The 26,310-nt window shown below is 55.1% G+C and carries 23 protein-coding genes; 16 read left to right on the top strand and 7 right to left on the bottom strand.

The genetic code is table 11. The features are described 5' to 3' along the window. Positions 1–81: 81 nt before the first annotated feature. The 3 genes from mmuM to K6958_RS15940 all read right to left on the bottom strand — a co-directional run bounded on the left by mmuM (position 82) and on the right by K6958_RS15940 (position 2,868). Entirely contained in the window at positions 82–1,017 is a 936-nt protein-coding gene (mmuM, locus tag K6958_RS15930; protein ID WP_249892028.1) for a homocysteine S-methyltransferase, read from the bottom strand. Continuing rightward, positions 1,007–2,416: an S-methylmethionine permease gene (gene mmuP, locus K6958_RS15935; protein WP_249892029.1), complete on the bottom strand. Its 1,410-nt coding sequence runs from the start codon at positions 2,414–2,416 to the stop codon at positions 1,007–1,009. The genes mmuM and mmuP overlap by 11 nt, the downstream gene beginning before the upstream one ends. Positions 2,417–2,532: 116 nt before the next feature. Continuing rightward, on the bottom strand, positions 2,533–2,868 hold the full coding sequence (locus tag K6958_RS15940) for a DUF2002 family protein (RefSeq protein WP_085070567.1): 336 nt from the start codon (positions 2,866–2,868) through the stop codon (positions 2,533–2,535). A gap of 164 nt (positions 2,869–3,032) precedes the next feature. Between K6958_RS15940 and K6958_RS15945 the strand changes: the two genes are divergently transcribed. The 12 genes from K6958_RS15945 to emrB all read left to right on the top strand — a co-directional run bounded on the left by K6958_RS15945 (position 3,033) and on the right by emrB (position 16,432). Then, positions 3,033–3,347, top strand: coding sequence for a DUF883 family protein (locus K6958_RS15945; RefSeq protein ID WP_249892030.1), 315 nt, complete (start codon positions 3,033–3,035; stop codon positions 3,345–3,347). Between the two features lie 255 nt (positions 3,348–3,602). Continuing rightward, entirely contained in the window at positions 3,603–3,845 is a 243-nt protein-coding gene (gene nrdH / locus K6958_RS15950) for a glutaredoxin-like protein NrdH (protein ID WP_249892031.1), read from the top strand. 4 nt (positions 3,846–3,849) lie between these two features. Continuing rightward, entirely contained in the window at positions 3,850–4,254 is a 405-nt protein-coding gene (gene nrdI, locus K6958_RS15955) for a class Ib ribonucleoside-diphosphate reductase assembly flavoprotein NrdI (RefSeq protein ID WP_249892032.1), read from the top strand. A 26-nt stretch (positions 4,255–4,280) separates the two neighbouring features. After that, the gene (gene nrdE, locus K6958_RS15960) at positions 4,281–6,362 is read left to right on the top strand and encodes a class 1b ribonucleoside-diphosphate reductase subunit alpha (protein ID WP_249894712.1); all 2,082 of its coding nucleotides are present in this window, start codon (positions 4,281–4,283) and stop codon (positions 6,360–6,362) included. Positions 6,363–6,383: 21 nt separating this feature from the next. Beyond that, the gene (gene nrdF / locus K6958_RS15965; RefSeq protein WP_249892033.1) at positions 6,384–7,346 is read left to right on the top strand and encodes a class 1b ribonucleoside-diphosphate reductase subunit beta; all 963 of its coding nucleotides are present in this window, start codon (positions 6,384–6,386) and stop codon (positions 7,344–7,346) included. A gap of 382 nt (positions 7,347–7,728) precedes the next feature. Further along, positions 7,729–8,925, top strand: coding sequence for a glycine betaine/L-proline ABC transporter ATP-binding protein ProV (gene proV / locus K6958_RS15970; protein WP_249892034.1), 1,197 nt, complete (start codon positions 7,729–7,731; stop codon positions 8,923–8,925). Beyond that, a complete protein-coding gene (gene proW, locus K6958_RS15975; RefSeq protein ID WP_249892035.1) occupies positions 8,922–10,121 on the top strand; it encodes a glycine betaine/L-proline ABC transporter permease ProW in 1,200 nt (399 codons plus the stop codon). Before proV ends, proW begins: the two co-directional genes overlap by 4 nt. A gap of 64 nt (positions 10,122–10,185) precedes the next feature. Next, positions 10,186–11,181, top strand: a complete 996-nt coding sequence (gene proX, locus K6958_RS15980; protein ID WP_249892036.1) for a glycine betaine/L-proline ABC transporter substrate-binding protein ProX — start codon at positions 10,186–10,188, stop codon at positions 11,179–11,181. A 201-nt stretch (positions 11,182–11,382) separates the two neighbouring features. Continuing rightward, entirely contained in the window at positions 11,383–12,567 is a 1,185-nt protein-coding gene (locus tag K6958_RS15985) for an MFS transporter (RefSeq protein ID WP_249892037.1), read from the top strand. A 452-nt stretch (positions 12,568–13,019) separates the two neighbouring features. Continuing rightward, positions 13,020–13,553, top strand: coding sequence for a transcriptional repressor MprA (gene mprA / locus K6958_RS15990; protein ID WP_249892038.1), 534 nt, complete (start codon positions 13,020–13,022; stop codon positions 13,551–13,553). A 153-nt stretch (positions 13,554–13,706) separates the two neighbouring features. After that, the gene (gene emrA, locus K6958_RS15995) at positions 13,707–14,882 is read left to right on the top strand and encodes a multidrug efflux MFS transporter periplasmic adaptor subunit EmrA (protein WP_249892039.1); all 1,176 of its coding nucleotides are present in this window, start codon (positions 13,707–13,709) and stop codon (positions 14,880–14,882) included. Positions 14,883–14,896: 14 nt separating this feature from the next. After that, positions 14,897–16,432, top strand: coding sequence for a multidrug efflux MFS transporter permease subunit EmrB (emrB, locus tag K6958_RS16000; protein WP_249892040.1), 1,536 nt, complete (start codon positions 14,897–14,899; stop codon positions 16,430–16,432). A gap of 230 nt (positions 16,433–16,662) precedes the next feature. Here the strand turns inward: emrB and K6958_RS16005 are convergent, their stop codons facing one another. Continuing rightward, positions 16,663–17,403 carry an SDR family oxidoreductase gene (locus tag K6958_RS16005; protein WP_249892041.1) on the bottom strand — a complete coding sequence of 247 codons (741 nt, stop codon included), beginning with the start codon at positions 17,401–17,403 and terminating at the stop codon, positions 16,663–16,665. A 571-nt stretch (positions 17,404–17,974) separates the two neighbouring features. Between K6958_RS16005 and K6958_RS16010 the strand changes: the two genes are divergently transcribed. Further along, positions 17,975–18,793, top strand: coding sequence for a helix-turn-helix transcriptional regulator (locus tag K6958_RS16010; RefSeq protein ID WP_249892042.1), 819 nt, complete (start codon positions 17,975–17,977; stop codon positions 18,791–18,793). On the opposite strand, the gene K6958_RS16015 is transcribed toward K6958_RS16010, so the two are convergent. The 3 genes from K6958_RS16015 to K6958_RS16025 all read right to left on the bottom strand — a co-directional run bounded on the left by K6958_RS16015 (position 18,764) and on the right by K6958_RS16025 (position 22,159). Then, positions 18,764–19,402, bottom strand: coding sequence for a LysE family translocator (locus K6958_RS16015; RefSeq protein ID WP_249892043.1), 639 nt, complete (start codon positions 19,400–19,402; stop codon positions 18,764–18,766). The two genes, K6958_RS16010 and K6958_RS16015, sit on opposite strands and share 30 nt — an antisense overlap. Continuing rightward, positions 19,399–20,700: a DUF8614 domain-containing protein gene (locus K6958_RS16020; protein ID WP_249892044.1), complete on the bottom strand. Its 1,302-nt coding sequence runs from the start codon at positions 20,698–20,700 to the stop codon at positions 19,399–19,401. The genes K6958_RS16015 and K6958_RS16020 overlap by 4 nt, the downstream gene beginning before the upstream one ends. A gap of 385 nt (positions 20,701–21,085) precedes the next feature. Continuing rightward, on the bottom strand, positions 21,086–22,159 hold the full coding sequence (locus K6958_RS16025; RefSeq protein ID WP_249892045.1) for a tRNA/rRNA methyltransferase: 1,074 nt from the start codon (positions 22,157–22,159) through the stop codon (positions 21,086–21,088). Between the two features lie 201 nt (positions 22,160–22,360). Here K6958_RS16025 and trxC point away from each other — a divergent pair, with 201 nt between their 5' ends. The 3 genes from trxC to K6958_RS16040 all read left to right on the top strand — a co-directional run bounded on the left by trxC (position 22,361) and on the right by K6958_RS16040 (position 26,258). Beyond that, entirely contained in the window at positions 22,361–22,780 is a 420-nt protein-coding gene (trxC, locus tag K6958_RS16030; protein WP_249892046.1) for a thioredoxin TrxC, read from the top strand. 80 nt (positions 22,781–22,860) lie between these two features. Beyond that, positions 22,861–23,562 (top strand): tRNA-uridine aminocarboxypropyltransferase, encoded by a 702-nt coding sequence (locus K6958_RS16035; RefSeq protein WP_249892047.1) that lies wholly within the window; start codon positions 22,861–22,863, stop codon positions 23,560–23,562. A gap of 32 nt (positions 23,563–23,594) precedes the next feature. After that, on the top strand, positions 23,595–26,258 hold the full coding sequence (locus tag K6958_RS16040; RefSeq protein WP_249892048.1) for a bifunctional acetate--CoA ligase family protein/GNAT family N-acetyltransferase: 2,664 nt from the start codon (positions 23,595–23,597) through the stop codon (positions 26,256–26,258). Positions 26,259–26,310: the final 52 nt, after the last annotated feature.

Genomic DNA, 26,310 nt, shown 5'->3' on the forward strand with positions numbered 1-26,310 from the left:
GTTTGGTAGTAGTTTAATCGGCAATGCGGCAGTTTTCCTTAGCGCCCGATCGCTTTCCAGGCGCTAAGGCAGCGCAATGCGTTATTGATGCGCGCAGCCGCGGGCCAGCGCGGCGATATCCTGTGGCGTGGTGCGACAGCAGCCGCCGATAATTTGCGCCCCCGCCGCTTTCCACTCGCTCAGCTTATCCTGCAGCGAACAGCCGGCCGGCGCGCTATGCCAGCTTTTGCTGACCGCATCGTACTGCTCACCGGAGTTGGGATAGACCAGCAGCGGCTTTTCGGTCAGACGGCGCAGCGTCATTAACGCTGGCGTGACCTTTTCCAGCGCAATGCAGTTGACGCCCAGCGCCACCGCCTGCGGACAGGCGTTCAGTAACGCCGCCACCGCCGTCAGCGGCGTGCCGTCGGAAAGATGCTCGCTGTCGCGCAGGGTAAACGAGAACCAGGCAGGCATGGTGGGGAATTCCGCCACCAGCGCCACCAGCGCTTCAAGTTCGGCATAAGAAGGCAGGGTTTCACAGGCCAGCAGATCGATACCGGAACCCGCCAACGCCTCCACGCGCGGGCGATGAAACGCCATCATCTCTTTCTGCGACAGCGCATAGTCGCCGCGATACTCCGCGCCGTTGGCAAGAAACGCGCCGTAAGGCCCGACCGAGCCCGCCACCAGCAGCGGCGCGGCCTGCGGCTGCTGCGCCAGATAGTCATTGCGCGCGCGCAGCGCCAGCTCAGCGCTGCGAATAATCAGCTCGCGTGATTGCAGCTCGCTCAGCCCGCGCGCGGCAAAACTCTGCGGCGTCGCCTGATAGCTGGCGGTAATCGCGCACTGCGCCCCGGCGGCAAAATAGTCATAATGCACCTGATAAATCAGCTGCGGATCTTCCATCAGTACCTTCGCTGACCACAGCGCATCAGCCAACTGGCATCCGCGCGCCTCCAGCTCCGTTGCCAGCGCGCCATCAAGGATCAGCGTGTCGCGACGCTGGAGAAGATCGGCAATGGGATTAAATAGCATGTTTCGTTTCCTTAGCGCTTTGCTGCTTTTTACGTTGGGTTAACCAGAAAGCACCATAGCAGATCGCCACAAAGGGCAGACCACACCACAGCGCGATGCGCTGCTCAGGATCGAAAGCCAGACCAACGCAGGCCAGCAGACAGAGCGCAAAGCCCAGAATCGGCGTCAGCGGGAACCAGGGCGCCCGGTATTTCAGTTCGGCGAGCGGCCGTCCTTCGCGCTGATACTGCCGCCGGAAGGCATAATGCGAGGCGCAGATGCTGAGCCAAACCGCCACCACCGCGAAGCCGGAGATGGCGGAAAGCGCCACGTAAACGGTATCGGCGGCGACGATGCTGGAAAACAGCGCCAGCAGCCCGCCCAGCATACTGGCGCCGATCGCCACCAGCGGAATGCCTCGTCGCGTCAGGCGCGCAAAACAGCGCGGCAGCGTGCCTTCGTTAGACAATGACCAGAGCATGCGGCCCGATGCATACAGTCCGGAGTTGGCCGCCGAGAGGATGGCGGTCAGGATAACGAAATTAAAAATATCCGCCGCCCAGGGCAGGCCGATCTTTTCAAATACCAGCACAAACGGGCTTTTCACGATGCCCGCCTGCTCCATCGGGATCAGCGCCGCCAGAATCAGTACCGTGCCGATAAAGAAAATAATCAGGCGCGCCACGGTGGTGCGAATCGCCAGCGGCAGCACTTTCTGCGGGTTTTCCGTTTCGCCAGCAGCGATGCCAATCAGCTCGGTGCCAGAAAAGGCGAAGTTAACCGCCACCATCGTCATCAGGATCGGCAACGCGCCGTGTGGTAGCCAGCCGGACGCGGTGAGATTATGGAAGAACGGCGCGGGGGTGCCATCCTTAAGCGGGATCAGGCCAAATACCGCGCCGCCGCCAAGAATAATAAACGCCAGAATGGTGATCACTTTAATCAGTGAGAACCAGAACTCCCCTTCTGCGAAAAAGCGCGTGGAGATAACGTTCAGTAAAAATATCGCCAGACAAAATATCAGGCACCAGAGCCAGACCGGCGTCTGCGGAAACCAGTACTGCATACAAAAGCCCGCCGCCGTCAGGCTGGAACCGAGCGCGACGGTCCAGGTCAGCCAGTAGAGCCAGGCGACGGTGTAGCCCGTAGCCGGGCTAAGATAGCGCGAGGCATAGACGTGAAAGGCGCCGGTTTCCGGCATCGCGACCGACAGTTCGCCCAGTGATTGCATCACCAGCCATACCACCAGCGCGCCGATCAGGTACGCCAGGAGCGTCCCCGCCGCGCCGGTAGTAGAGATGATATAGCCGGTATTAAAAAACAGACCGGTGCCGATAACACCGCCCAGGGAAAGCATTACCAGATGGCGTGCTTTCATACTACGTTTAAATTGTCCGCCTTGCGGCTGTTCTGACTGCATGGTTGCCTGATCCATATGGACGTCTAAACTTCTAAATGTGGCAAAGTTTATACCTGCCCATGCAGCAGAATGCAACGTGACAAAGGATATGGCTTAACGGCGGTCGGGCGGAGTCGTTAATCGAACATACTTTGTAAATAGCGCTCCAGCGCGGCGCGGGAGCTAAAGCCGTGCGGAATGCCGTAGTGATCCTGCGTATCGCCCACAAGATACATCGGGAAGCGCGTGTAGTGATCGCAGGTCTTAATATCTGACGCCGGGTCCGCATAGTTCAGGCTTTTTTCTTTCAGCGTCGGATGAATGACCAGTGCGGTTCGCCCCAGGCGCGCTTCGCGGTTGACGTAAACATAGTTTTCGCCACGGCGGTAGCCATAGGTTTTCGGCGTCACGGTATCCATTTCAAAGCCAGCTTTTTCCAGAACGCGTGCCACCTCATCTGGTCGTAAATACATGCTTAATCCTCTCAATCTTATAAAGCTTCGCAACCTTACATCAGCGCAGCAGCCAGGGACATTCAGAATTATCCAGAAAGTCCGCGGCGGAAGACCTTTAGCGCTTCGCTTACAGGGAATGGTCTACACTAAGTATTACGTTATTCAGCAAAGGGAGAGGAAAAATGTCTAAACAAACAGTGAAAAATGATGAATTAGACGTACATCAGGACGTTTCGGTACTGGCAGATGCGCTGGACGATTTACTGAAATCGTACGGCAGCAAAACCAAAGATGATATTGACGTGGCACGCAGCAAAGCAGAAGCGCTGCTAAAAGAGACCCGGGCTAAAATCAACGGCCGTAGCCGCGTACGTCAGGCAGCGCGCGACGCGGGCCAGCAGGTTGATACCTGGATTCACGATAAGCCGTGGCACGGCGCAGGCGTCGGTGCCGCTATCGGTATTTTTATCGGCGCGCTGCTGGCTTCCCGTCGCTAACTCTCCACGCTGTATCTCCCATCCTCGCCACGTGCGGGGATTTTTTTTGCCCGAAAAAAATTTTTCCAGCGCTGATGCGCTCTGCGCCGCCGTTTGCCGTTAGGCCTGAAATCTTCATGGTTGAAAATGGAAAACGCTACATCTAGTATTCAAAACATCAAATGCACACAACACCTTGTAAATATAGCACAGCAGACGTATCGCTGGCGCTTAATGTAGCACAGGGTTTCAGGCTGGTTAAAGGAAATACGAATCATGCTCATTACTATTTACACTAAGAATAACTGCATGCAGTGTACCGCTACCAAAAACATGATGGATAAACTGGGGTTGCCCTGGCAGCTGGTTAATCTGGACGAGGAGCCAGCGGCTCTCGAAGACCTGAAGGCGCTGGGCTACCGCCAATTGCCGGTGGTGATGGCCGATGAGGATCACTGGAGCGGTTTCCGCCCCGATAAGCTGATCCGTCTGACGCAGGTGCAGCGGGCGCAGGGCTAAGCCGATGCTGGTCTACTTTTCCAGCCAGTCGGAAAACACCCACCGGTTCGTTACCCGACTTGGCCTGCCGGCGCGCCGTATTCCATTAGATAAAGCGCAGCGCCTGCAGGTAGATCGCCCTTTTATCCTGGTGGTGCCCAGCTACGGCGGCGGCAGCGCGCGCGGCGCCGTACCCGCCCAGGTTATTCAGTTTCTTAATGATGAAGCCAATCGTCGGCTGCTACGCGGCGTGATTGCCGCAGGCAACCGCAACTTCGGCGCAGGCTTTTGCCTGGCCGGCGACATCATTGCGCAAAAATGTCAGGTTCCCTACCTTTACCGCTTCGAGCTAATGGGAACCGCCGACGATATCGCCAACGTTAAAGCGGGAGTAACCCAATTTTGGCAACAACAAACAGCCCACAGCTAGCGCCCGACTATCATGCGCTGAACGCCATGCTCAACCTTTATGATGAGCAGGGAAATATCCAGTTTGATAAAGATCGTGAGGCGGCGCGCCAGTTCTGGCTGCAACAGGTGCTTCCCAACAGCGTGCCGTTCGATTCACTGACGGCGCGGCTACAGTATCTGGTGGCGGAAGGCTACTATGAAGCGGAGGTGCTGAACGCCTATCCCTTTGAATTTGTCTGCCAGCTATTTGAACAGGCGGCCGGTTGGGGCTTCCGTTTCCAGACCTTTTTAGGCGCCTGGAAGTTTTTCACCAGCTATGCGCTAAAAACCTTTGATGGTAAGCGCTACCTGGAAGATTTCCCCGATCGCGTCTGCATGGTGGCGCTCACGCTGGCGCAGGGCGACAGTCAGTTAGCCACGGCGCTGATGGAAGAGATGCTCTCCGGCCGCTTCCAGCCAGCGACGCCGACCTTCCTTAACTGCGGCAAGCAGCAGCGTGGCGAGCTGGTCTCCTGCTTCTTATTGCGTATTGAAGACAATATGGAGTCGATTGGCCGCGCGGTAAACTCTGCGCTACAGCTGTCAAAACGCGGCGGCGGCGTGGCTTTTCTGTTATCTAACCTGCGTGAAGCCGGCGCGCCGATAAAGCGTATCGAAAATCAATCTTCCGGCGTGATCCCGGTGATGAAAATGCTGGAGGATGCTTTTTCCTACGCCAACCAGCTGGGCGCGCGCCAGGGCGCCGGGGCGGTTTATCTGCATGCCCACCATCCCGATATTCTGCGCTTTCTTGATACTAAGCGGGAAAACGCCGACGAGAAGATCCGTATTAAAACCCTGTCGCTTGGCGTGGTAATCCCGGATGTGACTTTCCGTCTGGCGAAAGAGAATCAGCCGATGGCGCTCTTCTCGCCGTATGACGTGGAGCGCCTGTATGGCCAGGCGTTTGCCGATATCAGTATCAGCGAGAAATATGATGAAATGCTGGCGGATGCGCGTATCCGCAAAACCTTTATCAATGCGCGCGAGTTTTTCCAGACGCTGGCGGAAATCCAGTTCGAATCAGGCTATCCCTATCTGATGTTTGAAGATACCGTTAACCGCGCCAACCCAGTGCAGGGCCGCATCAATATGAGCAACCTCTGCTCAGAGATCCTGCAGGTGAATAGCCCTTCCAGCTACCATGACGATCTCAGCTATCGTCAGGTAGGTAAGGATATCTCCTGTAATCTCGGCTCGCTGAATATCGCCCATGCAATGGATTCCGGCAATCTGGGGCGCACCGTGGAGATCGCGGTGCGCGGCCTGAGCGCCGTTTCTGATATGAGCCATATTCATTCGGTGCCGTCGATTGAACATGGCAATGCGCAGTCGCATGCCATTGGCCTGGGCCAGATGAACCTGCATGGTTACCTGGCGCGTGAAGGGATCGCCTACGGCTCGCCGGAAGCGCTCGATTTTACCAACCTCTACTTTTACTGCATTACTTACCACGCGCTATGTACCTCAAACCAGTTGGCGCGGGAACGGCAGCAGCGCTTTGCGGGGTTCGGACAGTCGCGCTACGCCAGCGGCGACTATTTTACCCAATACATCGAGCAGGCCTGGCTACCACGCACCGAGCGTATCGCGCAGCTGTTCGCCAGGGCGGGCATCACGCTGCCGACTCAGACGGACTGGCTGACGCTGCGTGAAGCGGTAATGCGTGACGGGCTGTACAACCAAAATCTGCAGGCAATCCCGCCAACCGGATCGATCTCCTACATCAATCATGCGACCTCGAGCATTCACCCTATCGTCTCGCGCATTGAAATCCGTAAAGAAGGCAAAACCGGGCGCGTTTACTATCCGGCCCCTTTCCTGACCAATGAGAATTTCGCTGCATGGCAGGATGCGTATGAGATTGGCCCGGAAGCGATTATCGATACCTATGCGGAAGCGACGCGCCATGTCGATCAGGGGCTGTCGCTGACGCTGTTCTTCCGCGATGGCGTAACCACGCGCGACATTAACCGCGCGCAGATCTACGCATGGAAGAAAGGGATTAAAACCCTCTATTACATTCGCCTGCGGCAGATGGCGCTGGAAGGCACTGAGGTGCAGGGCTGCGTTTCCTGCTCGCTATAAACTGAATTGACGGATCGAGTTATGCAAAATCTTAAGCGCATCCAGGCGATAAACTGGAACCGCATCGAAGATGAGAAAGATCTGGAGGTCTGGAACCGTCTGACCACCAACTTTTGGCTGCCGGAGAAGGTGCCGCTCTCTAACGATCTGCCGGCGTGGAATAGCCTGAGCAACACCGAGCAGCAGCTGACTATCCGCGTATTTACCGGCCTGACGCTGCTGGATACTCTGCAAAACAGCGTCGGCGCGCCCGCGCTGATGGCTGATGCGCTGACGCCGCACGAAGAGGCAGTGATCTCTAATATCAGCTTTATGGAAGCGGTGCACGCGCGCTCTTACAGCTCAATTTTCTCTACGCTGTGTCCGGTTAATGAGGTGGATGCAGCCTATGCCTGGAGCGAAAGCTGCGTCCCGCTGCAGAATAAAGCCGACCTGATCAATCAGTACTATTGCGCCGACGATCCGCTAAAAAAGAAGGTTGCCAGCGTCTTTCTTGAGTCGTTCCTGTTCTATTCCGGTTTCTGGCTGCCGATGTACTGGTCAAGCCGCGGTAAACTGACCAATACCGCAGATCTTATCCGCCTGATTATTCGCGATGAAGCGGTGCACGGTTACTATATCGGCTATAAGTATCAAAAAGCGCTGGAAAAAGCCGATCCGGCCCGGCGTGAAGCGCTGCAGCAATTCGCCATCGATCTGCTGATGACGCTGTATGATAACGAGCTGGCTTATACCGAGGCGCTGTATGGCGAAACGCCGTGGCTGGAGGAGGTAAAAGCCTTCCTGCACTATAACGCGAATAAGGCGCTGATGAATTTAGGCTATGAAGCGCTGTTCCCGGCAGAAATGACCCAGGTTAACCCGGCTATTTTAAGCGCGTTGTCGCCTAACGCCGATGAAAACCACGACTTCTTCTCCGGATCCGGCTCCTCTTATGTGATGGGCAAAGCGGTAGATACCGAAGATGAAGACTGGGATTTTTAGTTAATGATTTGGGGGCGCATCAGCGCCCTTTTCTTCTTCAGTCCATTATCGATTAAAAATAATAATCACTCCGTTAAGAACTTTCGCCCTAAATAGGGCTTTTCATTCTTTTCAACACTGGAAATTCACCCCGGTTTTTGCGGCAAAAAAAGGGTAAAAATGCGTGCCGCCCTCCACAAAATTCATCTTTTTTTTAGCCGCAATTATTTGCCGTTAGCCCTTATCCCTACTGACCTAACGCGAGATGAGAATCTCAAAGCCTGATGACAAGCGCCGCGCAAAGGGTTGCCTGAGATTTTAACTATGTTAGGGTATAGGCCGCTTTAATTTCACCAGGACATAAATCACAGTAAATATTAACTAACCAGGATAATTAAATTGCATGGCAATTAAATTAGAAGCAAAGAATCTGTATAAAGTATTTGGCGAAAATCCCGATCGCGCTTTTAAATATATTGATAAGGGCGTGAGTAAAGAAACGCTGCTGGAAAAAACCGGACTCTCTTTAGGCGTTAAAAATGCCAGTCTGGCCATTGAAGAAGGCGAGATATTTGTCATCATGGGGCTTTCCGGTTCAGGAAAATCCACCATGGTTCGCCTTCTCAATCGTCTGATAGAGCCGACGCGCGGCCAGGTGATTATTGATGGCGTCGATATTGCAAAAATATCCGACAGCGAGCTGCGAGAAGTGCGGCGAAATAAAATCAGCATGGTATTTCAGTCATTCGCCCTGATGCCGCATATGAACGTGCTGAATAACACCGCCTTCGGTATGGAATTAGCCGGCGTTCCGCAACAGGAACGGCAGGAAAAAGCGCTGGAAGCGCTGCGTCAGGTTGGCCTGGAAAATTATGCCCATGCCTGGCCTGATGAATTATCTGGCGGTATGCGCCAGCGCGTTGGATTAGCGCGCGCATTGGCGATTAACCCCGATATTTTATTAATGGACGAGGCGTTTTCCGCGCTCGATCCCTTAATCCGCACGGAGATGCAGGATGAGCTGGTAAAACTGCAGGCGAAACATCAGCGCACCATTATCTTTATTTCTCACGATCTTGATGAAGCGATGCGCATTGGCGATCGCATTGCCATTATGCAGGGCGGAGAAGTGGTGCAGGTAGGCACGCCGGATGAGATTTTAAATAATCCCGCCAATGATTACGTACGCACCTTTTTCCGCGGTGTGGATATCAGTCATGTGTTTAGCGCCAAAGATATTGCCCGTCGCGGCGCCGGCGCGTTGATCCGCAAATCGCCCGGCCTTGGCCCGCGCTCCGCCATCAAGCTGTTGCAGGATGAAGATCGGGAATATGGCTACGTGCTGGAGAAACAAAAGTTTATCGGCGTGGTCTCTACTGATTCGCTGAAGGCAGCGCTGGCCGCCGGTACCGGCATTGACGCCGCTCTCCTTTCCACGCCTGCCGCCGTGCCTGGCGATACCTCCCTGAATGAACTGCTATCGCACGTGGCCCAGGCGCCGTGCGCGGTGCCGATTGTCGGCGAAGAAAATCAATATATCGGGGTTATTTCTAAAGGCACGCTGTTACAGGCACTAGATCGTGAGGGGAATCAGCCATGAGTCAGGCAAGCAACAATCCGTGGGAGACGACATCAACGCAGCCGGCGGCAGCCGATACCGCCAGCGATCCCTGGGGCAGTGCCTCCGCTGACGGCAGCGCAGCTCAGCCCACCAGCGGTGGCGATGCCGGAAGCTCAGCTTCCGATGCCTGGGGCTCGCCTTCCGATGCAGCTGGCGGCGGTGATGCCTGGGGCTCACCCTCCGATGCGGCTAGCGGCCATGATGCCGTAGCCAACAGCAGCGACTGGCTAAACAGCGCGCCCGCGCCGCAGACGGAACACTTTAATCTGCTGGATCCTTTCCATCATACCCTGATCCCGCTGGATAGCTGGGTAACGCACGGGATCGACTGGATCGTTAGCCATTTTCGCCCGCTGTTTCAGGGGATCCGCATTCCGGTGGATTATATTCTCAGCGCTTTCCAGCAATTGCTGCTGGGCATGCCTGCGCCGGTGGCGATCGTGCTGTTTGCGCTGATCGCCTGGCAGCTCTCCAGCTTTAGCATGGGAGTCGCCACGCTGATTTCCTTGGTGATTATCGGCGCTATCGGCGCCTGGTCGCAGGCGATGGTGACGCTGGCGCTGGTGTTAACCGCCCTGCTGTTCTGTATTGTCATCGGCCTGCCGCTGGGCATCTGGCTGGCGCGCAGCGAACGTGCCGGGCGCATTATTCGTCCGCTGTTGGATGCGATGCAAACCACGCCCGCCTTCGTTTATCTGGTGCCGATTGTCATGCTGTTTGGTATCGGCAACGTGCCCGGCGTGGTGGTGACCATTATCTTTGCCCTGCCGCCGATTGTGCGCCTTACCGTACTGGGCATTAAGCAGGTGCCGGCAGATTTAATTGAGGCGGCGGAGTCGTTTGGCGCTAATCCGCGCCAAATGCTGTTCAAAGTGCAGCTGCCGTTGGCAATGCCGACGATTATGGCGGGCGTCAACCAGACGCTGATGCTGGCGCTGTCGATGGTGGTTATCGCCTCAATGATCGCCGTCGGCGGTCTGGGGCAGATGGTGCTGCGCGGCATCGGCCGTCTCGATATGGGCCTGGCCACCGTCGGCGGCGTGGGGATTGTTATTCTCGCCATTATCCTCGATCGCCTGACGCAATCTTTTGGCCGCAACAGCCGCAGCCGTGGCAACCAACGCTGGTACGCCACCGGTCCGCTGGGTTTACTGACCCGCCCTTTTATTAAATAACGCCCGGGCGGCGTCGCTGTACGCCGCTCCGTTATGATCCGATCACCATAAATAAGGAATCGTTATGCGTAAAACAGCCCTTTTGGCCGCCGCACTGACGTCGCTGGCTACCGTGTCGGCCTTTGCCGCCGATTTACCCGGTAAAGGCATTACCGTTAAGCCGATCCAAAGCACCATTTCTGAAGAGAGTTTCCAGACGCTGCTGGTCAGCCGCGCGCTGGAAAAGCTGGGCTACCGTGTCGAGAAACCAAGCGAAGTGGATTATAACGTAGGTTACACCTCGATCGCCTCCGGCGACGCCACCTTTACCGCCGTAAACTGGCAGCCCCTGCACGATGATATGTACCGCGCCGCCGGCGGTGATAAAGCCTTTTATCGTCAGGGCACCTACGTTACCGGCGCCGCGCAGGGCTATCTGATCGATAAGAAAACCGCAGTGAAATATCATATCACCCGCCTCGATCAGCTCAAGGATGAGAAGCTGGCGCGACTGTTTGATAACAACGGCGACGGCAAAGCGGATATGACCGGCTGCGCGCCGGGCTGGGGCTGCGAGGCGGTCATTCTGCATCAGAATAAGGCGTTCGGTCTGGAGAAGACGGTAGAGCCGAATATGGGCAACTATGCCGCCATGATGGCTGATACCCTTGCTCGCTATAAGCAGGGCAAACCGATTCTTTATTACACCTGGACGCCGTACTGGATCAGCGATGTTCTGGTGCCGGGCCGCGACGTGGTTTGGTTGCAGGTGCCGTTCTCTTCAATGCCGGGCGCGCAGAAAGAGGTGAATACCCAGCTACCGAACGGCGCAAACTACGGTTTCCCGGTTAATACCATGCATATCGTCGCGAATAAAGCCTGGGCCGAGAAGAACCCGGCGGCGGCGCGCCTGTTTGCTGAGATGAAACTGCCGATTGCCGATATCAATGCGCAGAATTCACGTATGCATCAGGGCCAGTCCTCTGAACAGGCCATTAACGCTCATGTGGATGGCTGGATCAAAGCGCATCAGGCGCAGTTCGATCGCTGGATCGAAGACGCGAAAGCCGCGGCGCAATAAAGCCGGGCCGCTACCCTGGCGATCTGACGGGCAACGCATGTTGCCCGTTTTTTATTTATTCTTTATTTACGTCTGTTAAAGGTTACGCTCGCGCTAATGCAGGTAAAGAAAACTGGTATGTCCTGTTAAACACAACCAACAATGAAATAGTTTTTTGGGTTACTATTAGTCACGACGAATTATCAACCATGCTTATTGCTTATGAATTCAACATCCCAGGGACTTAGCCCAACGCTGGTCGCCCTGATGTCAATCGCCACGGGACTGGCGGTGGCCTGTAACTATTATGCGCAGCCCCTGCTGGATACCATTGCCCATAGTTTTAATCTGTCGGTTAATCAAGCCGGTTTCATTGTTACCACCGCTCAGCTCGGCTATGCCGCGGGCCTTTTGCTGCTGGTGCCGCTTGGCGATCGCCTGGAGCGACGCGGGCTGATTGTCGGCATGAGCCTGTTGGCCGCAGGCGGCATGGTGATTACCGCGCTTTCCGGCAGCCTGGGTATGATGCTGCTGGGCACCGCGCTAACCGGTCTGTTTTCCGTGGTCGCGCAGCTGCTGGTTCCGCTGGCTGCTACGCTCGCCGCACCAGAAAAACGCGGTAAAGTGGTGGGCACCGTAATGAGCGGCCTGCTGCTGGGCATTTTACTGGCCCGTACCGTTGCCGGCGCGCTGGCGCAGCTGGGCGGCTGGCGCGCGGTCTTCTGGGTAGCCAGCGTGCTAATGGTGCTAATGGCGCTGGCGCTGTGGCGCGGCTTGCCACGCTATCGCCAAACGGTAGACCTGGGCTATCCGCAGCTGCTTGGCTCTATTTTTCGTCTTTACGCTCAGTCACGCGTTATCCGTACGCGCGCCATCATTGGCTGCCTCTCCTTTGCTAATTTCAGCATCCTCTGGACCTCGATGGCCTTTCTGCTCGCTGCTCCGCCGTTTAACTATTCGGAAGGCGAAATCGGCCTGCTGGGGCTGGCGGGCGCGGCGGGCGCGCTGGCTGCGCGTCAGGCTGGCTCACTGGCGGATCGCGGCAAGGCGCGCCTTACCACCACGCTGGGACTGCTGATTATGCTGGCATCATGGGGCTTAACCGCCTTAGGGGCCCATTCATTGGTGGCGCTGATCGCCGGCATTATCCTGCTCGATTTAGCGGTGCAGGGCGTGCATATCACTAACCAAAGCGTGATCTATCGGCGTATGCCCGAAGCGCGTAACCGGCTGACCGCTGGCTATATGACCAGCTATTTTATCGGGGGCGCCGCCGGTTCGCTGATCTCCGCCAGCGCTTATCATTTTGCTGGCTGGTATGGAGTTTGCATCGCCGGCGCGCTATTAACTTTGCTTAATCTGTTTAGCTGGTGGCTGGGCCACCGTTATGAAGATCACAATAATTAATCGGCAAAATGTAAATAGCCGTTTTTTTCAGTGCCGACAGGCTATAAAGCCGTAACTCTCTCTGGTATGGTTAGCGGTAAATTTATTCATACCAGTTATTTTTTCGTAAGCAATTATTCAGTTCATGGAAAGGATATTGCTATCAAATGGCCTAAAAGTCGCTCGAAACTGGCGTAAGCTTACCGCCTGCCATATTAGCGGCAGGCATGATTTATCGCCAGACAGGATGCGTTAAGCTTTATTCGCCTGCTGACCCGCTTTGCCCGACGGCGAGGTGATAAGTGCTGTAGCATCAAAGCATTATGCTGCCCGACCTTCGGTTTATGGAGTGAGCCGAAACCTTTAGATGATGACGTTGCGATCGTATGAGCCATCGCTACTGGTAAAGATGTTCATGTCTGTTTCGTCATCACCATTACTATACCAGTTGCAACTAATGAGGTTCCTTTAAGATGGAAAGTTCGTTTACTCCCATTGAACAGATGCTGAATATTCGCGCTACACGTCATAAAGATTTTCCGCTCCAGGAAATCGTGCTGACGCGTCTGTGTATGCACATGCAGAGCAAGTTGCTGGATAACCGCAACAAAATGCTGAAAGCTCAGGGGATTAACGAGACACTGTTTATGGCGCTGATTACGCTGGATGCCCAGGAAAATCAGAGCATTCAGCCGTCTGAACTGAGCGCCGCGCTGGGTTCTTCCCGGACTAACGCCACACGTATCGCCGATGAGCTGGAAAAACGCGGCTGGATTGAGCGCCGTGAAAGCGATAACGATCGCCGCTGCCTGCACCTGCACCTGACGGAAAAAGGCAACGCTTTCCTGCGTCAGGTGCTGCCGCCGCAGCATCAGAGCCTGCAATATCTCTGGTCTTCTCTGAGCAGCAGCGAAAAAGCGCAGCTGGAAAGCCTGACGCGTAAGTTATTGAACCGTCTTGATCAGATGGATGAAGAGGAAGTTATTTCCTCCCTCTCCCACCAATAGCAATTCCTGCGACACAATCACTCTCAGAAACCGTTATTTTGATCCCCTTTTGTCCATGCCAGCGCTATCGCTGGCATTTTAGGCTCGGGCCCCTGCGTACAGGGAAAGGCGCACCCCGAAATACGTGTATACGTGGAAAACGTGGAGAGAAGCATGAGTGCGAATGCGGAAACGCAACAACCGCAACAGCCAGCCAATAAAAAGAAAAAGCGCAAAGGCGCGTTAATTTTTCTGGCTGTTTTGTTTGTTCTGGCGGGTATTGCTTATTTGATTTACTGGGCACTGGTGCTGCGCCATTTCGAAGAAACCGATGATGCCTATGTGGCAGGCAATCAGGTGCAGATCATGTCTCAGGTGGCGGGCAGCGTGAACAAAATCGGCTTTGATAATACCGATTTTGTAAAGAAAGGCGATGTGCTGGTCACGCTGGATAAAACCGATGCTGAACAGGCGTTTGAAAAAGCGCAAACCGCGCTGGCCACCAGCGTGCGTCAGACGCATCAGCTGATGATCAACGGTAAACAGTATCAGGCAACGATTGACCTGCAAAAAACCGCGCTGGCGCAGGCAGAAGCGGATCTGAAGCGCCGCGAGCCGCTGGGCGCCTCTAACCTGATTGGCCGCGAAGAGCTGCAACATGCGCGTGATGCGGTCGCTACCGCGAAAGCGCAGCTGGATGTGGCGGTACAGCAATACAACGCGAATCAGGCGGCGATTCTTGATACCTCGCTGGAAAACCAGCCGGCGGTAAAACAGAATGCCGCCGCGCTGCGTGATGCCTGGCTGGCCTTACAGCGCACCGAAATCCGCAGCCCTATCGATGGCTATGTCTCACGCCGCAGCGTTCAGGTTGGCGCGCAGATCTCTACCTCTACGCCGCTGATGGCCGTGGTGCCGGCCACCGGCATTTGGGTCGACGCCAACTTTAAAGAAACCCAGCTGGCCGGCGTGCGTATTGGTCAGCCAGCCACCGTGGTTAGCGATATTTATGGCGACGAGGTGGTTTATCACGGCAAGGTGGTCGGCCTGGATATGGGTACCGGTAGCGCCTTCTCGCTGCTGCCGGCACAAAACGCCACCGGTAACTGGATTAAAGTTGTTCAGCGCCTGCCGGTGCGTATTGAGCTGGATAGCAAAGAGGTCGCTGAACATCCGCTACGCATTGGTCTTTCCACGCTGGTAAAAGTGGATACCGCCAGTAAAGAAGGCAGCGTGCTGGCTTCTCAGGTACGTCAGTCGCCCGCTTATCAGAGCGATGCGCTGGCGATCGATCTGGCGCCGGTGAACCAGTTAATCAGCGAGATTATTCGCGCCAATGCGGGCGAATAACGCGGGAGGCTGTTATGGCACAAAAGCCGCTTGAAGGCGCTCAGCTGGTTCTGATGACCATCGCGCTGTCGCTGGCGACCTTTATGCAGGTGCTGGATTCCACCATCGCTAACGTTGCCATTCCGACCATCGCCGGTAACCTCGGCGCGTCGAACTCGCAGGGCACCTGGGTTATCACCTCGTTTGGCGTGGCGAATGCGATCTCCATTCCGATTACCGGTTGGCTGGCGAAGCGCATCGGCGAGGTGAAGCTGTTTGTCTGGTCAACCATCGCTTTTGCCGTCGCCTCTTTCCTGTGCGGCGTGGCGGATAGCCTGACGATGCTGATCCTGTTCCGCGTGATTCAGGGGCTGGTTGCCGGCCCGCTGATCCCGCTGTCGCAAAGCCTGTTGTTAAGTAACTATCCGCCGGCGAAACGCAGCGTCGCCCTGTCGCTCTGGGCGATGACGGTGGTGGTGGCACCGATCTGCGGTCCGATCCTTGGCGGCTGGATCAGCGATAATTACCACTGGGGCTGGATTTTCTTTATCAACGTGCCCATCGGTATTGTGGTTACTATCCTGACGCTGCAAACGCTGCGCAGCCGTGAAACCAAAACCGAAATTCGACCGATCGATACGGTAGGCCTGGTGCTACTGGTGGTTGGCATCGGAGCGCTGCAGATCATGCTGGATCGCGGACGTGAACTGGACTGGTTCAGCTCGACGGAAATTATCGTGCTGACAGTAATTGCAGTGGTGGCGCTGGCGGTGCTGTTCGTCTGGGAGATGACTGACGATCACCCGGTGGTAGATTTAACGCTGTTCAAATCGCGTAATTTTACCATTGGCTGTTTATCGATAAGCCTGGCCTACATGCTCTACTTCGGCTCCATTGTACTGCTGCCGCAGCTGCTGCAGGAGGTTTATGGCTATACGGCGACCTGGGCCGGGCTGGCTTCCGCGCCGGTAGGGATTTTTCCGGTGATCCTGTCGCCGATAATCGGTCGCTTTGCCCATAAGATCGATATGCGGCGCCTGGTCACCTTCAGCTTTGTGATGTACGCCGTTTGCTTTTACTGGCGCGCTTACACCTTCGAACCGGGGATGGATTTTGGCGCCTCCGCCTGGCCGCAGTTTATTCAAGGTTTGGCGGTGGCCTGCTTCTTTATGCCGCTGACCACCATTACGCTGTCGGGATTGCCGCCGGAACGTCTGGCCGCCGCTTCCAGTCTGTCGAACTTCTTGCGCACCCTGGCCGGTTCGATCGGCACATCGATTACGACCACCATGTGGACCAATCGCGAGTCGATGCATCACAGCTATTTCACCGAGTCGGTTAATCCTTATAACCCTAATGCGCAGGAAACCTACCGGCAGCTGGAACAGCTGGGCATGACGCAGCAGCAGGCGTCAGGCTATATCGCGAAGCAGATCACCAATCAGGGGCTGATTATCTCCGCTAATGAGATTTTCTGGGCCTCCGCCGGGATCTTCCTGATACTGCTGGCGCTGATTTGGTTTGCCCGCCCGCCCTTCACCTCCGGCGGCGGCGGCGGTGGCGCGCACTAACTTTCAGCCATAAAAAATGGGCTTAATGCCCAATGCTGGTCAGTTAAGACTAATAATGGTTTAAGGCTGCTATTTCACCTGAGATAGCAGCCTTTTTTTATTGGTCCGTGAGCATGCTTTCGTTTGCTGCTTTGGGCAAAACGCGGACATGTCCGGACTTAACGCTCCGGTTCCTGGCCGCTGCGCCCGGAAGCGGAATTGGACAGTGGAGCGCCCTAATTCCGCCAGAGTTATTCCATCGCTGTCGGGCGCACCACGATTTCGTTGATATCGACCGTTTCCGGTTGATTAATCGCAAAAGCGATGGTTTCGGCAAGCGTTTCTACAGAAATAGCGATTTCATGTATCTTTCTGACCTGCTCTGCTACTGCGGGATCGGTCACGCTGGACGGCAAATCGGTATCAACCGGCCCTGGAGAAATAATTGTGCTGCGAATGTTATATGGCGTCATTTCCATGCGCAGGCCTTCTGATATTGCCCTGACAGCAAATTTGGTTGCGGAATAGACGGCTGAGGTCGGACGAACACGATGCCCTGAGGTAGAGGAAACGTTGATAACGTGACCACTTTTCTGCTGTTTCATAAAAGGAAGCGCCGCAGCGATGCCGTAAAGCGTGCCTTTCAGATTGATATCAATCGCACGCTCCCAGTCATCGACCTGCGGCTGATCAAGGCGAGAGTTTGGCATGATACCGGCATTATTAATGAGCACATCAATTCGACCAAACACCTCAACCGCCTTGCCAACCAATGCTTCGACGTCCTGACGGTTTGATACATCCGTCTGTACTACTTCCGCCTTTCCACCGGCCGCTGTAATTTCATCAGCCAGAGCAGTAAGCTTGTCCAGGCGACGCGCGCCCAGCACAACATAAGCCCCCGCTGCGCTTAACAGGCGGGCTGTAGCTTCGCCGATACCACTACTGGCGCCGGTGATGACAACAACTTTTCCACTCATATTACTGGTCATAAAAGATTTCCTTTCCGGGATTACAGGGAATCAAACAACTATAGCGAGTGAGGCGGGATATGAATGATATCTTTCCTGCCCGTTATTAAGTTGGGGCGGTACCGGTATGACCGGCAACCGTAATAGCCTGTATGCGTAAATCATTACTGAGAAAAACTACGGCCCGACTGGTCGAACCATACCGATGGTAATATCTGCTTCACGGCGGCGAAGAGAAAGACGTTCTTTGGTTTCCGTCAGGCTCAGACAAAGACGCGGATACCTTTGTAAAACAGCCAATATGCGGGGGCAATGAGATTGCTAATGAAAACATAGGGCGCGGCGATAATGACATCACCTTCCACCACATTTTGTTCTGCAGCGGAAAATAACAGCTTTCAAAATGCTCCCATTTCCGCTTAGGCACGAAGCGGGCAGGTTGTCGGGGCTGGAGGTTTGCGATGAGCGAGCAGCGGAAGTTAGCGCTAATTAACCTGATAAAGAATGGAAACCAGTAGTTGAAAAAGCGGCCAGCAAATGGTTCTATAAAACATTAATAATTATTCACTATTAATGCATAAGGTCAGATACGTTGTCACTACAATCTGCAGAGTGGTTTAGCCGGAATGGCATGGAGTGTTCACGGGTAAAAGCCCATAATTCTGGCTTTCCGAAACACCTTCATGATGAGTATGTCATCAGCGCAAACCTGACGGGGGTTGAGGAAATCTGGCTGGCAGGAAAAACCGCATATGTTAAAAGTGGTCAGGTTACCTTATATAATCCAGGTACCATTCAGGCGTCGCGCTTTGACACTCAGTCCGTGGAATTCATCAGCGTGCACATACCTCAGTCAGTGATGAAGATGCTTGCAGATGAGGACAATATCCGCAGCGATCGCGAAGCGCCGGTTCTGCGTGAAGGCATAATCAATAATGCGCGCCTGTTTGACGCGCTATACCGTTTTGCAACATCATCCCGGCTGAATCAGGGCATGAATGAGGAGCAGGAACTGATTTTACTCTGTGGTGAGCTACTTGAGACGCCCGCTGTGCTTCAGAGAGGTGATGAACAGAGAATTAACGTAGTCATTGAGTACCTGCGGGATCACCTCAGCGTAAAACCGCAGCTGGAGGTGCTCCCGCAGATAGCGGGGATGAGCAAATATCATCTTGTTCGCTTCTTTACCCGGCATACGGGTATGCCGCCTCTGCAGTATCACATGCAGCTTCGCCTGCACCATGCCCGCGATTTACTTCGCAGAAACGTGCATCCGCTCGATGCCGCGATAATGCTGGGGTTTTACGATCAGAGTCATTTCATCAACGCGTTTCGCAAAGTGATGGGAACAACACCCCATCACTATGCTTCGCAGGTCAGATCAGGTCACCATAAACTCCCGGTACCCTGACATAATCACGTAAAGCGCAAAGTAGCTGAATATGAGCGCTGAGGCTATATAGGAATATTTAAGCAGACGGTGGCCAAGCAGTTTGCCCCCAAAACTTCCGACCAGGCAGAGTACACAGGTCCAGAAAATCCCCGCAATGAAGAAGCCACTCAGAAACCAGGACGTTGCCGTGACGCTGTGCTGACCCATCCGGGATATCAGCGCGCCTCCCACTGTCGCAAACCACAGAATAGCCGTGGGGGAAGACATGGCAAGCACCACGCCCCTGCCAAATTCACGCAGAAGCGGGCGATACTGATGGGTTTCGCTCACGTTAAGCTCTGCCGCCCTCCTGAAAGCGGCCACCAGCATTTTACCGGCGAACCATAAAAGCATCGCGCCACCGCCAATCCACAGTACCCAACGTACTGCTTCATACTGAAGCAGTACGGCCATTCCCGCCAGTGCCAGTAATGCATACGTCAGGTCACCCACGCAGGTCCCGATTCCCAGCCAGAAACCATGAAAATACCCGCGTTGCATGGCAAGGGTAATCATGGCGATATTGGCAATCCCGATATCAAGACACAGCGAAAGGCTCAGTAAGAAACCATTTGAAAACTCGATCATAGCGTAAAGCCTTTAATCTTTTGGTCATACTCGATCATGTCGACAGTTTTGCCAAGCCGGTTCAGCAGCAGATCAGCCTCTTCGCGCTGATGATGAGGTGAATAGCATTGCAGAAACGCTATGGCAGCATCTGTATCACCCTGCAATACAGAGCGGGTCATTACTGTTGCCAGTTCCGTCAGAGCAGGCTTCACCGCACTGAGTTCCACCCTATAGTGGGTTTCATTCCATTTCAGGCACTCGTGTTCAGTTAACCACTTGAGTTGTATGTAAGCCGCCCCTGCATCAGGATAATCGCATGGGCCACGGCGCAGATATCGCAGCATTTCAAGCAGGAACACTTTTAACTGCAACGTCTCATTCAACTGCAGGGCCTGTCGTGAAGGCTCCGTCAGGCACATCAGCAGCCCAAACACATCGGCCAGTGCTTCCTGCACCACCATTGATCCCCATCGGTCCTGTTTACTCAGTTTGCCAAACATCATCTTTTCAAGGACAACGGAATGCCCCAGGTCATGACCGCGGAACCATGCAATAAGGTGTCGGGCACAGAGAGCGCTTTCCGGGATAGCGTCATGGTGCCAGCCAAGTAGGGAGGTTTGAGAGCGGGCGAACCTTTCAAACAGGTTCAGATAGGTATTCGCAAACACGATGGTGCGCTTTTGGGGTGCATATTTCACGCCTTCATCTTCAGGGCAAAAATAAGCGAAATGTTTCGGGTAGCTGTTAGCTTCGCCAGCAATGGCAAACAGGTCGACAATTTTGTAGCGGCATCCGGGCAGAGCAACCAACCGTTGATCAATATGGCTTTGCAGCCAGCAGAGGTTGTCAGGAAAGAGATCATCCACCACATCCGAAACTTCCTGCAATCCGCGATTGGGTAACCCAAACCAGGCGGAATAATGCTGCGTGCGGGACTTACCTACCCACGTCGACATGTAACCTATTCCCTGCACCAGCTCCTGTTCATCCAGTCCTGCTATCTGCGGGAGAAGTTCTTCTGCTGTGCTGGCGTCAGAAAGGATTTCTGCGCGCAGCTGCAACGCTTTGCGGGTATCGGGATCGTCAAATTCCTGCGCAAGCTTGAAACAGATAATGCTGAGTTTTTCTCCAACAGATTGAAGCAGCGTGCTCCCGGTTCGTGTGGTAACCGGGTGAATATGACTGGCCGCTTCTGCAAGACGCGTAGCCTGATGGATAAGGTCCAGCGCAGCGGGCGAAAGTGAGTCAGGCAGAGGAATATCCATCATGTGGATATGGTATGAGTCAGCAGCAGGCCAGAACGGTGTCGTAAACATGAAATTCCCTTCCATTATGAATAACGAGACTCTTACTTAACCATTGCATGCGTTACCGGTATTGGAAGGAATTGCGCAGCGCTGACTGAAAGCGAGATGCATTTTAGAGATTGCTTCGCTTTCCAGCGTTTGGACAAAGTGCCGTGTCGAAAAAATGACTACGCGAGGCTCAGACTTACATATTGATAGAGCCACAAGGTCTGCGTTACACAGGGGACAATTAACCTGCGCCCTATAAATTAATTTAAGAAAGAGGTATAAAAAAATCCGGCGACAGGAATGTCTCCGGATTCTTATATAGCCCCAGGATCGTTCAACCGATCCTTAGCTGCTTGCCATTACGGACTTAATGCCCGTTTTTCTTTATTACCTGCCTGCGTGCGACTTAGTGGTTCTGACGCCACCACTCCGCCAGCAGAATGCCGGTTGCGACCGAAACGTTCAGGCTTTCTACCTTACCGGTGCCGTCGATCGACACGCTCAAATCGCCCTGCTGCAGCGCGGACTCCGTCAGACCATCGCTCTCCTGCCCCAGCACCAGTACCATCTTCGCCGGCAGTTTCGCCTGGGTTAACGGCGTGCTGCCTTTATGGCTGGAGGTGGTCACGATGGTGTAGCCCGCGTTACGGAACGCTTCCAGACCGGCCACAAAGCTTTTGGCGCTGAGCGCCTGAACATGCTCGGCGCCGCCTTCGGCGGTACGTACCGCCGCGCCCGACTCCAGCACCGCCGCATCATCCACCAGCAGACCTTTCACGCCGAAATGTGCGCTGCTGCGCATAATGCCGCCGATGTTGTGCGGGTTGCCGATGTTTTCCAACGCCAGTACGCAATCCTGCTCACGATCGGTTGCCAGCCAGTCGCTTACCGGTGTGCCGACGCGCTTTTTAATCAGGAAGCAGACGCCGCCATGATGTTCGGTACCGGAGGCTTTCTCCAGTTCAGCTTCATCCACAACGTGATAGGCTTTGCGGTTGGCCGCCAGCCAGCGCAGCGCATCACGGAAACGCGGCGTCACGCTCTGGACGAACCAGGCGCGTACAATGCACTCTGGACGACTCAGAAACAGCGCCTGACAGGCGTTTTCACCATAGACGCGGGTCTCTTCCAGACGCTGACGACGCAGCTGGCCCGGATCGATAAAGCTTTTACCGCTGATGCCGCCATGATCGGGCTTAGCTTCTTCATTCGGCGCGCGCGAAATGGTACGCCACGGCGACTCGCCGCGCGGCAGCTCGTCGCGGTCACGCTCGCGATCGCCGCGAAACTTACCGTCGCGTCCGCCGCGTGCCGGGTTTTCAGACTGGCGCGATGGACGACGGCTTCCTTCCTGACGGTCAGCGCCGGGCCTGCTGCCTTTGCCCGTACGGGGATTTTGTCCGCGTTTATCATTGTTATCATCACCGCGAACATACATCACTTTGACTTTGCCGCTTTTACCTTTGAATTCGTCGTTCATCTGTTCCTCCACCTGCTGAGCGCGAAGCGCGAAGATTACCTGAAGCCCAGGTTGTATGCCATCAACTTCGGCTAAAAGTCGCCAACTATTATATTCATTGACTATTCCATGTTGTTGCTTAATCGCGCGCCATTGATAATTGAGCTTACGCATAAAATTAGCAGTTTAATGCGCTGTTAACGATAAACCCTGAGGTGATAAATGAATACGGTATGTGCATCCTGTCAGGCAACGAACCGCGTTCCGGAAGAGCGCATTGCCGATGGAGCAAAGTGTGGCCGTTGCGGTAATGAGCTGTTTGACGGCGAAGTCGTCAATGCTACCGCCGACACGCTGGATAAATATCTGCAGGACGACCTGCCGGTAGTGGTTGATTTTTGGGCGCCCTGGTGCGGCCCCTGCGTCAACTTTGCCCCCATTTATGAAGATGTGGCCAGCGAGCGCAGCGGAAAAGTGCGCTTTCTGAAGGTGAATACCGAAGCCGAGCCTGCGCTCAGCGCCCGTTTCCGCATTCGCAGCATCCCTACCATTATGCTGTTTAAGCAGGGCGAATTGGCCGATATGTTGAACGGCGCCATGCCGAAAGCGCCGTTTAATGAGTGGCTGGACGAAGCGCTGTAATCATCGCGGCTGACAATGTCAGCCGCGCTACGCTTCTTGCCCACTTCCCGCTACAATGGCGTTTTTGCCCGCTCAATGTGATGACTGATAACGCCGTTTTACGCCTGCGCGCCGAGCGCCTGGCGCGTGCTACCCGCCCTTTTCTCGCTCGTGGCAATCGCGTACAACGCTGCCAGAGTTGTCTGCTGCCGCAAAAGCTCTGCCTGTGCGATGAAATTTCTGCGCAATCCGCGCGCAGCCGCTTTTGTCTGGTGATGTTTGATACTGAGCCAATGAAGCCCAGCAATACCGGTCGCCTGATTGCGGATATCCTTCCCGAAACGCAGGCGTTCGGCTGGTCACGCACCGAGCCAGACCCGGCATTGTTGGCCGCGGTAGCAAACACTGACTATCAACCGATGGTGGTATTCCCGGAATCCTATGCCGACAGCGATCGCCCGGTGTTAAATAGCCCGCCGCTTAGCGGGAAGCCGCCGCTGTTTATTATGCTGGACGGCACCTGGACCGAGGCGCGGAAAATGTTTCGTAAAAGCCCATGGCTGGATGCGCTGCCGGTGATGTCATTACGCCTGACCACGCCTTCAGGCTATACGCTGCGCGAAGCGCACGGCGCCGGTCAGCACTGTACCGCCGAGGTTGCCGCCGAACTGCTGCGCCAGGCGGGCGATGAGGCTGCCGCTCAGGCGCTCAGCGCGCATTTTACGCTGTTTCGTCAGCGCTATCTGGCAGGAAAACCTCACCATCCGGCTCACTTCACGGCAGAGGCAACAGAAAACGTTTAGACTCAGCGTAGTTATCGCCTGAGGGATGGGAAATGAGTCAACGTGGACTGGAAGCGCTGTTACGTCCAAAATCTATTGCCGTTATCGGCGCGTCGATCAAACCAGGGCGCGCCGGCTACCTGATGATGCGCAACCTGTTAGCCGGCGGCTTTAGCGGCCCGGTTCTGCCCGTCACGCCAAAATATAAGGCGGTATCGGGCGTCCTCGCCTGGCCGGATATCGAAAGTTTGCCGTTCGCGCCCGAGCTGGCGGTGATCTGTACCAATGCCAGCCGGAATCTTGCTCTGCTCCAGCAGCTGGGCGAGAAAGGCTGTAAAGCCTGCATTATTCTTTCCGCGCCGGAAAGCCAGCTGCCTGAGCTAAAAGCCTGCGCCAGCCGCTGGCAGATTCGTCTGCTTGGCCCTAACAGTCTCGGCCTGCTGGCACCGTGGCAGGGGTTAAACGCCAGTTTTTCTCCGGTTCCCATCTTAAAAGGCAAGCTGGCCTTTGTTTCGCAGTCGGCAGCCGTTTCTAATACCATCCTCGACTGGGCGCAGCAGCGTCAGCTTGGCTTCTCCTGGTTTATCGCGCTGGGCGACAGCCTGGATACCGATATTGACGATCTGCTTGATTTTCTGGCGCGTGACGGCAAAACCAGCGCCATCCTGCTCTATCTGGAGCATTTGAGCGACGCGCGGCGCTTTGTCTCTGCTGCCCGCAGCGCCTCGCGCAACAAACCGATTCTGGTGATTAAAAGTGGCCGCAGCCCGCAGGCGCAGGCATTGCTGAAAACCCACGCCGGGCTGGATGCCGCCTGGGATGCCGCCATTCAGCGAGCGGGTTTGCTGCGAGTACAGGATACCCACGAACTCTTCTCGGCGGTGGAGACCCTAAGCCATATGCGCCCGTTGCGCGGCGAACGGTTGATGATAGTCAGCAACGGCGCAGCGCCCGCCGCGCTGGCCCTGGATGCGCTACAGCTGCGCAGCGGCAAGCTAGCCCAGCTTGATGAGGCGACGCTGAAGACGCTACGCGCGCAGCTGCCCGTTGAGATCGCCCCGGATAATCCACTTGATTTGAAAGATGATGCGACGCCCGAACGCTATCTGCAGGCGGTCTCCGCGTTGCTCGACTGTCATGAGTTGGATGCGCTGATGATTATTCATGCTCCCAGCGCGGTTGCGCCCGCGACCGAAACCGCGCATCGTCTGATAGAATTGCTCAAACAGCATCCGCGCGGCAAAAGCGTGACGTTACTGACTAACTGGTGTGGCGAATACTCCTCGCTGGAGGCGCGCCGGGCGTTCAGCAACGCTGCAATCCCCACCTATCGTACGCCCGAAGGCACGGTAACCGCCTTTATGCATATGGTTGAGTATCGCCGCAACCAAAAGCAGCTGCGCGAAACTCCCGCGCTGCCGACCACGCTGAAACAGGATACCGCTTACGCTCATCAGCTGATCCAACAGGCGTTAGACGAAGGGGCCACGCAGCTGGATACACATGAAGTGCAGGCTATTTTACAGGCCTATGGCCTCACCACGCTGCCGACCTGGATTGCGGGAGACAGCGCTGAAGCGGTTCATATCGCCGGGCAAATCGGTTATCCAGTCGCCCTGAAGCTACGATCGCCGGATATACCGCATAAATCCGATGTTCAGGGCGTGATGCTTTATTTGCGCACCCCAAGCGAGGTGCAGCAGGCGGCCAATGCCATTATCGATCGGGTAAAGCTGGCCTGGCCGCAGGCGCGAATTCATGGATTACTGGTGCAGAGCATGGCGAATCGCGCCGGCGCCCAGGAGCTGCGGATCGTGGTTGAACAGGACCCACTGTTTGGCCCAGTGATTATGCTGGGCGAAGGCGGCGTAGAGTGGCAGGCCGATCGACACGCGGCCGTCGCGCTGCCGCCGCTGAATATGACGCTGGCGCGCTATCTGGTTATTCAGGCGATTAAAAGCGGTAAAATTCGCGGACGTAGCGCATTGCGGCCGCTGGATATCGCGGCGCTAAGCCAGGTACTGGTGCAGGTGTCCAACCTGATAGTGGACTGCCCGGAGATCCAGCGGCTGGATATTCACCCGCTGCTGGCTGCCGGCGATGAGTTTACCCTGCTGGATGTTTCCCTGACGCTGGCCAGCTTTAGCGGCGTGAACGAATCAAGGCTGGCCATTCGCCCTTATCCGCATACGCTGGAAGAGTGGATCACCATGAAAAACGGCGAGCGCTGCCTGCTGCGCCCTATCCTGCCGGAAGATGAACCTTTGCTGCAGCGCTTTATCGCTCAGGTCACCAAAGAGGACCTCTACTATCGCTACTTTAGTGAGATCAACGAGTTTACTCATGAGGATTTAGCCAATATGACGCAAATCGACTACGATCGAGAAATGGCTTTCGTCGCCGTGCGCGAACAGCGGGGAGAAAAGGCAATTATAGGCGTGACCCGAGCGATATCCGATGCGGATAATACCGATGCTGAATTTTCTATTCTGGTACGCTCGGATTTAAAAGGACTGGGACTTGGCAGACGCCTACTGGAAAAGATGCTGGTTTATACGCGTAGTCATGGTCTGTTGCAGTTAAATGGTATTACCATGCCTAATAACCAGGGCATGATTACCCTGGCGAAAAAGCTGGGATTCAGCGTTGATGTGCAGTTGGAGGACGGCATTGTTAGTCTGCATCTGCCTCTTACTCACGCTGGCGAGCAACATTAACCCGCGAAGATCGCCCTTTGCGCCGAGTTAATGTTAATATTGTCGGTTAGAA

It is taken from the genome of Mixta hanseatica (assembly GCF_023517775.1).
In the GTDB taxonomy this organism is placed as follows: domain Bacteria; phylum Pseudomonadota; class Gammaproteobacteria; order Enterobacterales; family Enterobacteriaceae; genus Mixta; species Mixta hanseatica.

Excerpts from the sequence above, each read along its gene's own strand:
- mmuM (WP_249892028.1), bottom strand. The coding sequence starts at position 1,017 with ATGCTATTTAATCCCATTGCCGATCTTCTCCAGCGTCGCGACACGCTG.
- mmuP (WP_249892029.1), bottom strand. The coding sequence starts at position 2,416 with ATGCAGTCAGAACAGCCGCAAGGCGGACAATTTAAACGTAGTATGAAA.
- K6958_RS15940 (WP_085070567.1), bottom strand. The coding sequence starts at position 2,868 with ATGTATTTACGACCAGATGAGGTGGCACGCGTTCTGGAAAAAGCTGGC.
- K6958_RS15945 (WP_249892030.1), top strand. The coding sequence starts at position 3,033 with ATGTCTAAACAAACAGTGAAAAATGATGAATTAGACGTACATCAGGAC.
- nrdH (WP_249892031.1), top strand. The coding sequence starts at position 3,603 with ATGCTCATTACTATTTACACTAAGAATAACTGCATGCAGTGTACCGCT.
- nrdI (WP_249892032.1), top strand. The coding sequence starts at position 3,850 with ATGCTGGTCTACTTTTCCAGCCAGTCGGAAAACACCCACCGGTTCGTT.
- nrdE (WP_249894712.1), top strand. The coding sequence starts at position 4,281 with ATGCTCAACCTTTATGATGAGCAGGGAAATATCCAGTTTGATAAAGAT.
- nrdF (WP_249892033.1), top strand. The coding sequence starts at position 6,384 with ATGCAAAATCTTAAGCGCATCCAGGCGATAAACTGGAACCGCATCGAA.
- proV (WP_249892034.1), top strand. The coding sequence starts at position 7,729 with ATGGCAATTAAATTAGAAGCAAAGAATCTGTATAAAGTATTTGGCGAA.
- proW (WP_249892035.1), top strand. The coding sequence starts at position 8,922 with ATGAGTCAGGCAAGCAACAATCCGTGGGAGACGACATCAACGCAGCCG.
- proX (WP_249892036.1), top strand. The coding sequence starts at position 10,186 with ATGCGTAAAACAGCCCTTTTGGCCGCCGCACTGACGTCGCTGGCTACC.
- K6958_RS15985 (WP_249892037.1), top strand. The coding sequence starts at position 11,383 with ATGAATTCAACATCCCAGGGACTTAGCCCAACGCTGGTCGCCCTGATG.
- mprA (WP_249892038.1), top strand. The coding sequence starts at position 13,020 with ATGGAAAGTTCGTTTACTCCCATTGAACAGATGCTGAATATTCGCGCT.
- emrA (WP_249892039.1), top strand. The coding sequence starts at position 13,707 with ATGAGTGCGAATGCGGAAACGCAACAACCGCAACAGCCAGCCAATAAA.
- emrB (WP_249892040.1), top strand. The coding sequence starts at position 14,897 with ATGGCACAAAAGCCGCTTGAAGGCGCTCAGCTGGTTCTGATGACCATC.
- K6958_RS16005 (WP_249892041.1), bottom strand. The coding sequence starts at position 17,403 with ATGACCAGTAATATGAGTGGAAAAGTTGTTGTCATCACCGGCGCCAGT.
- K6958_RS16015 (WP_249892043.1), bottom strand. The coding sequence starts at position 19,402 with ATGATCGAGTTTTCAAATGGTTTCTTACTGAGCCTTTCGCTGTGTCTT.
- K6958_RS16020 (WP_249892044.1), bottom strand. The coding sequence starts at position 20,700 with ATGTTTACGACACCGTTCTGGCCTGCTGCTGACTCATACCATATCCAC.
- K6958_RS16025 (WP_249892045.1), bottom strand. The coding sequence starts at position 22,159 with ATGAACGACGAATTCAAAGGTAAAAGCGGCAAAGTCAAAGTGATGTAT.
- trxC (WP_249892046.1), top strand. The coding sequence starts at position 22,361 with ATGAATACGGTATGTGCATCCTGTCAGGCAACGAACCGCGTTCCGGAA.
- K6958_RS16035 (WP_249892047.1), top strand. The coding sequence starts at position 22,861 with ATGACTGATAACGCCGTTTTACGCCTGCGCGCCGAGCGCCTGGCGCGT.
- K6958_RS16040 (WP_249892048.1), top strand. The coding sequence starts at position 23,595 with ATGAGTCAACGTGGACTGGAAGCGCTGTTACGTCCAAAATCTATTGCC.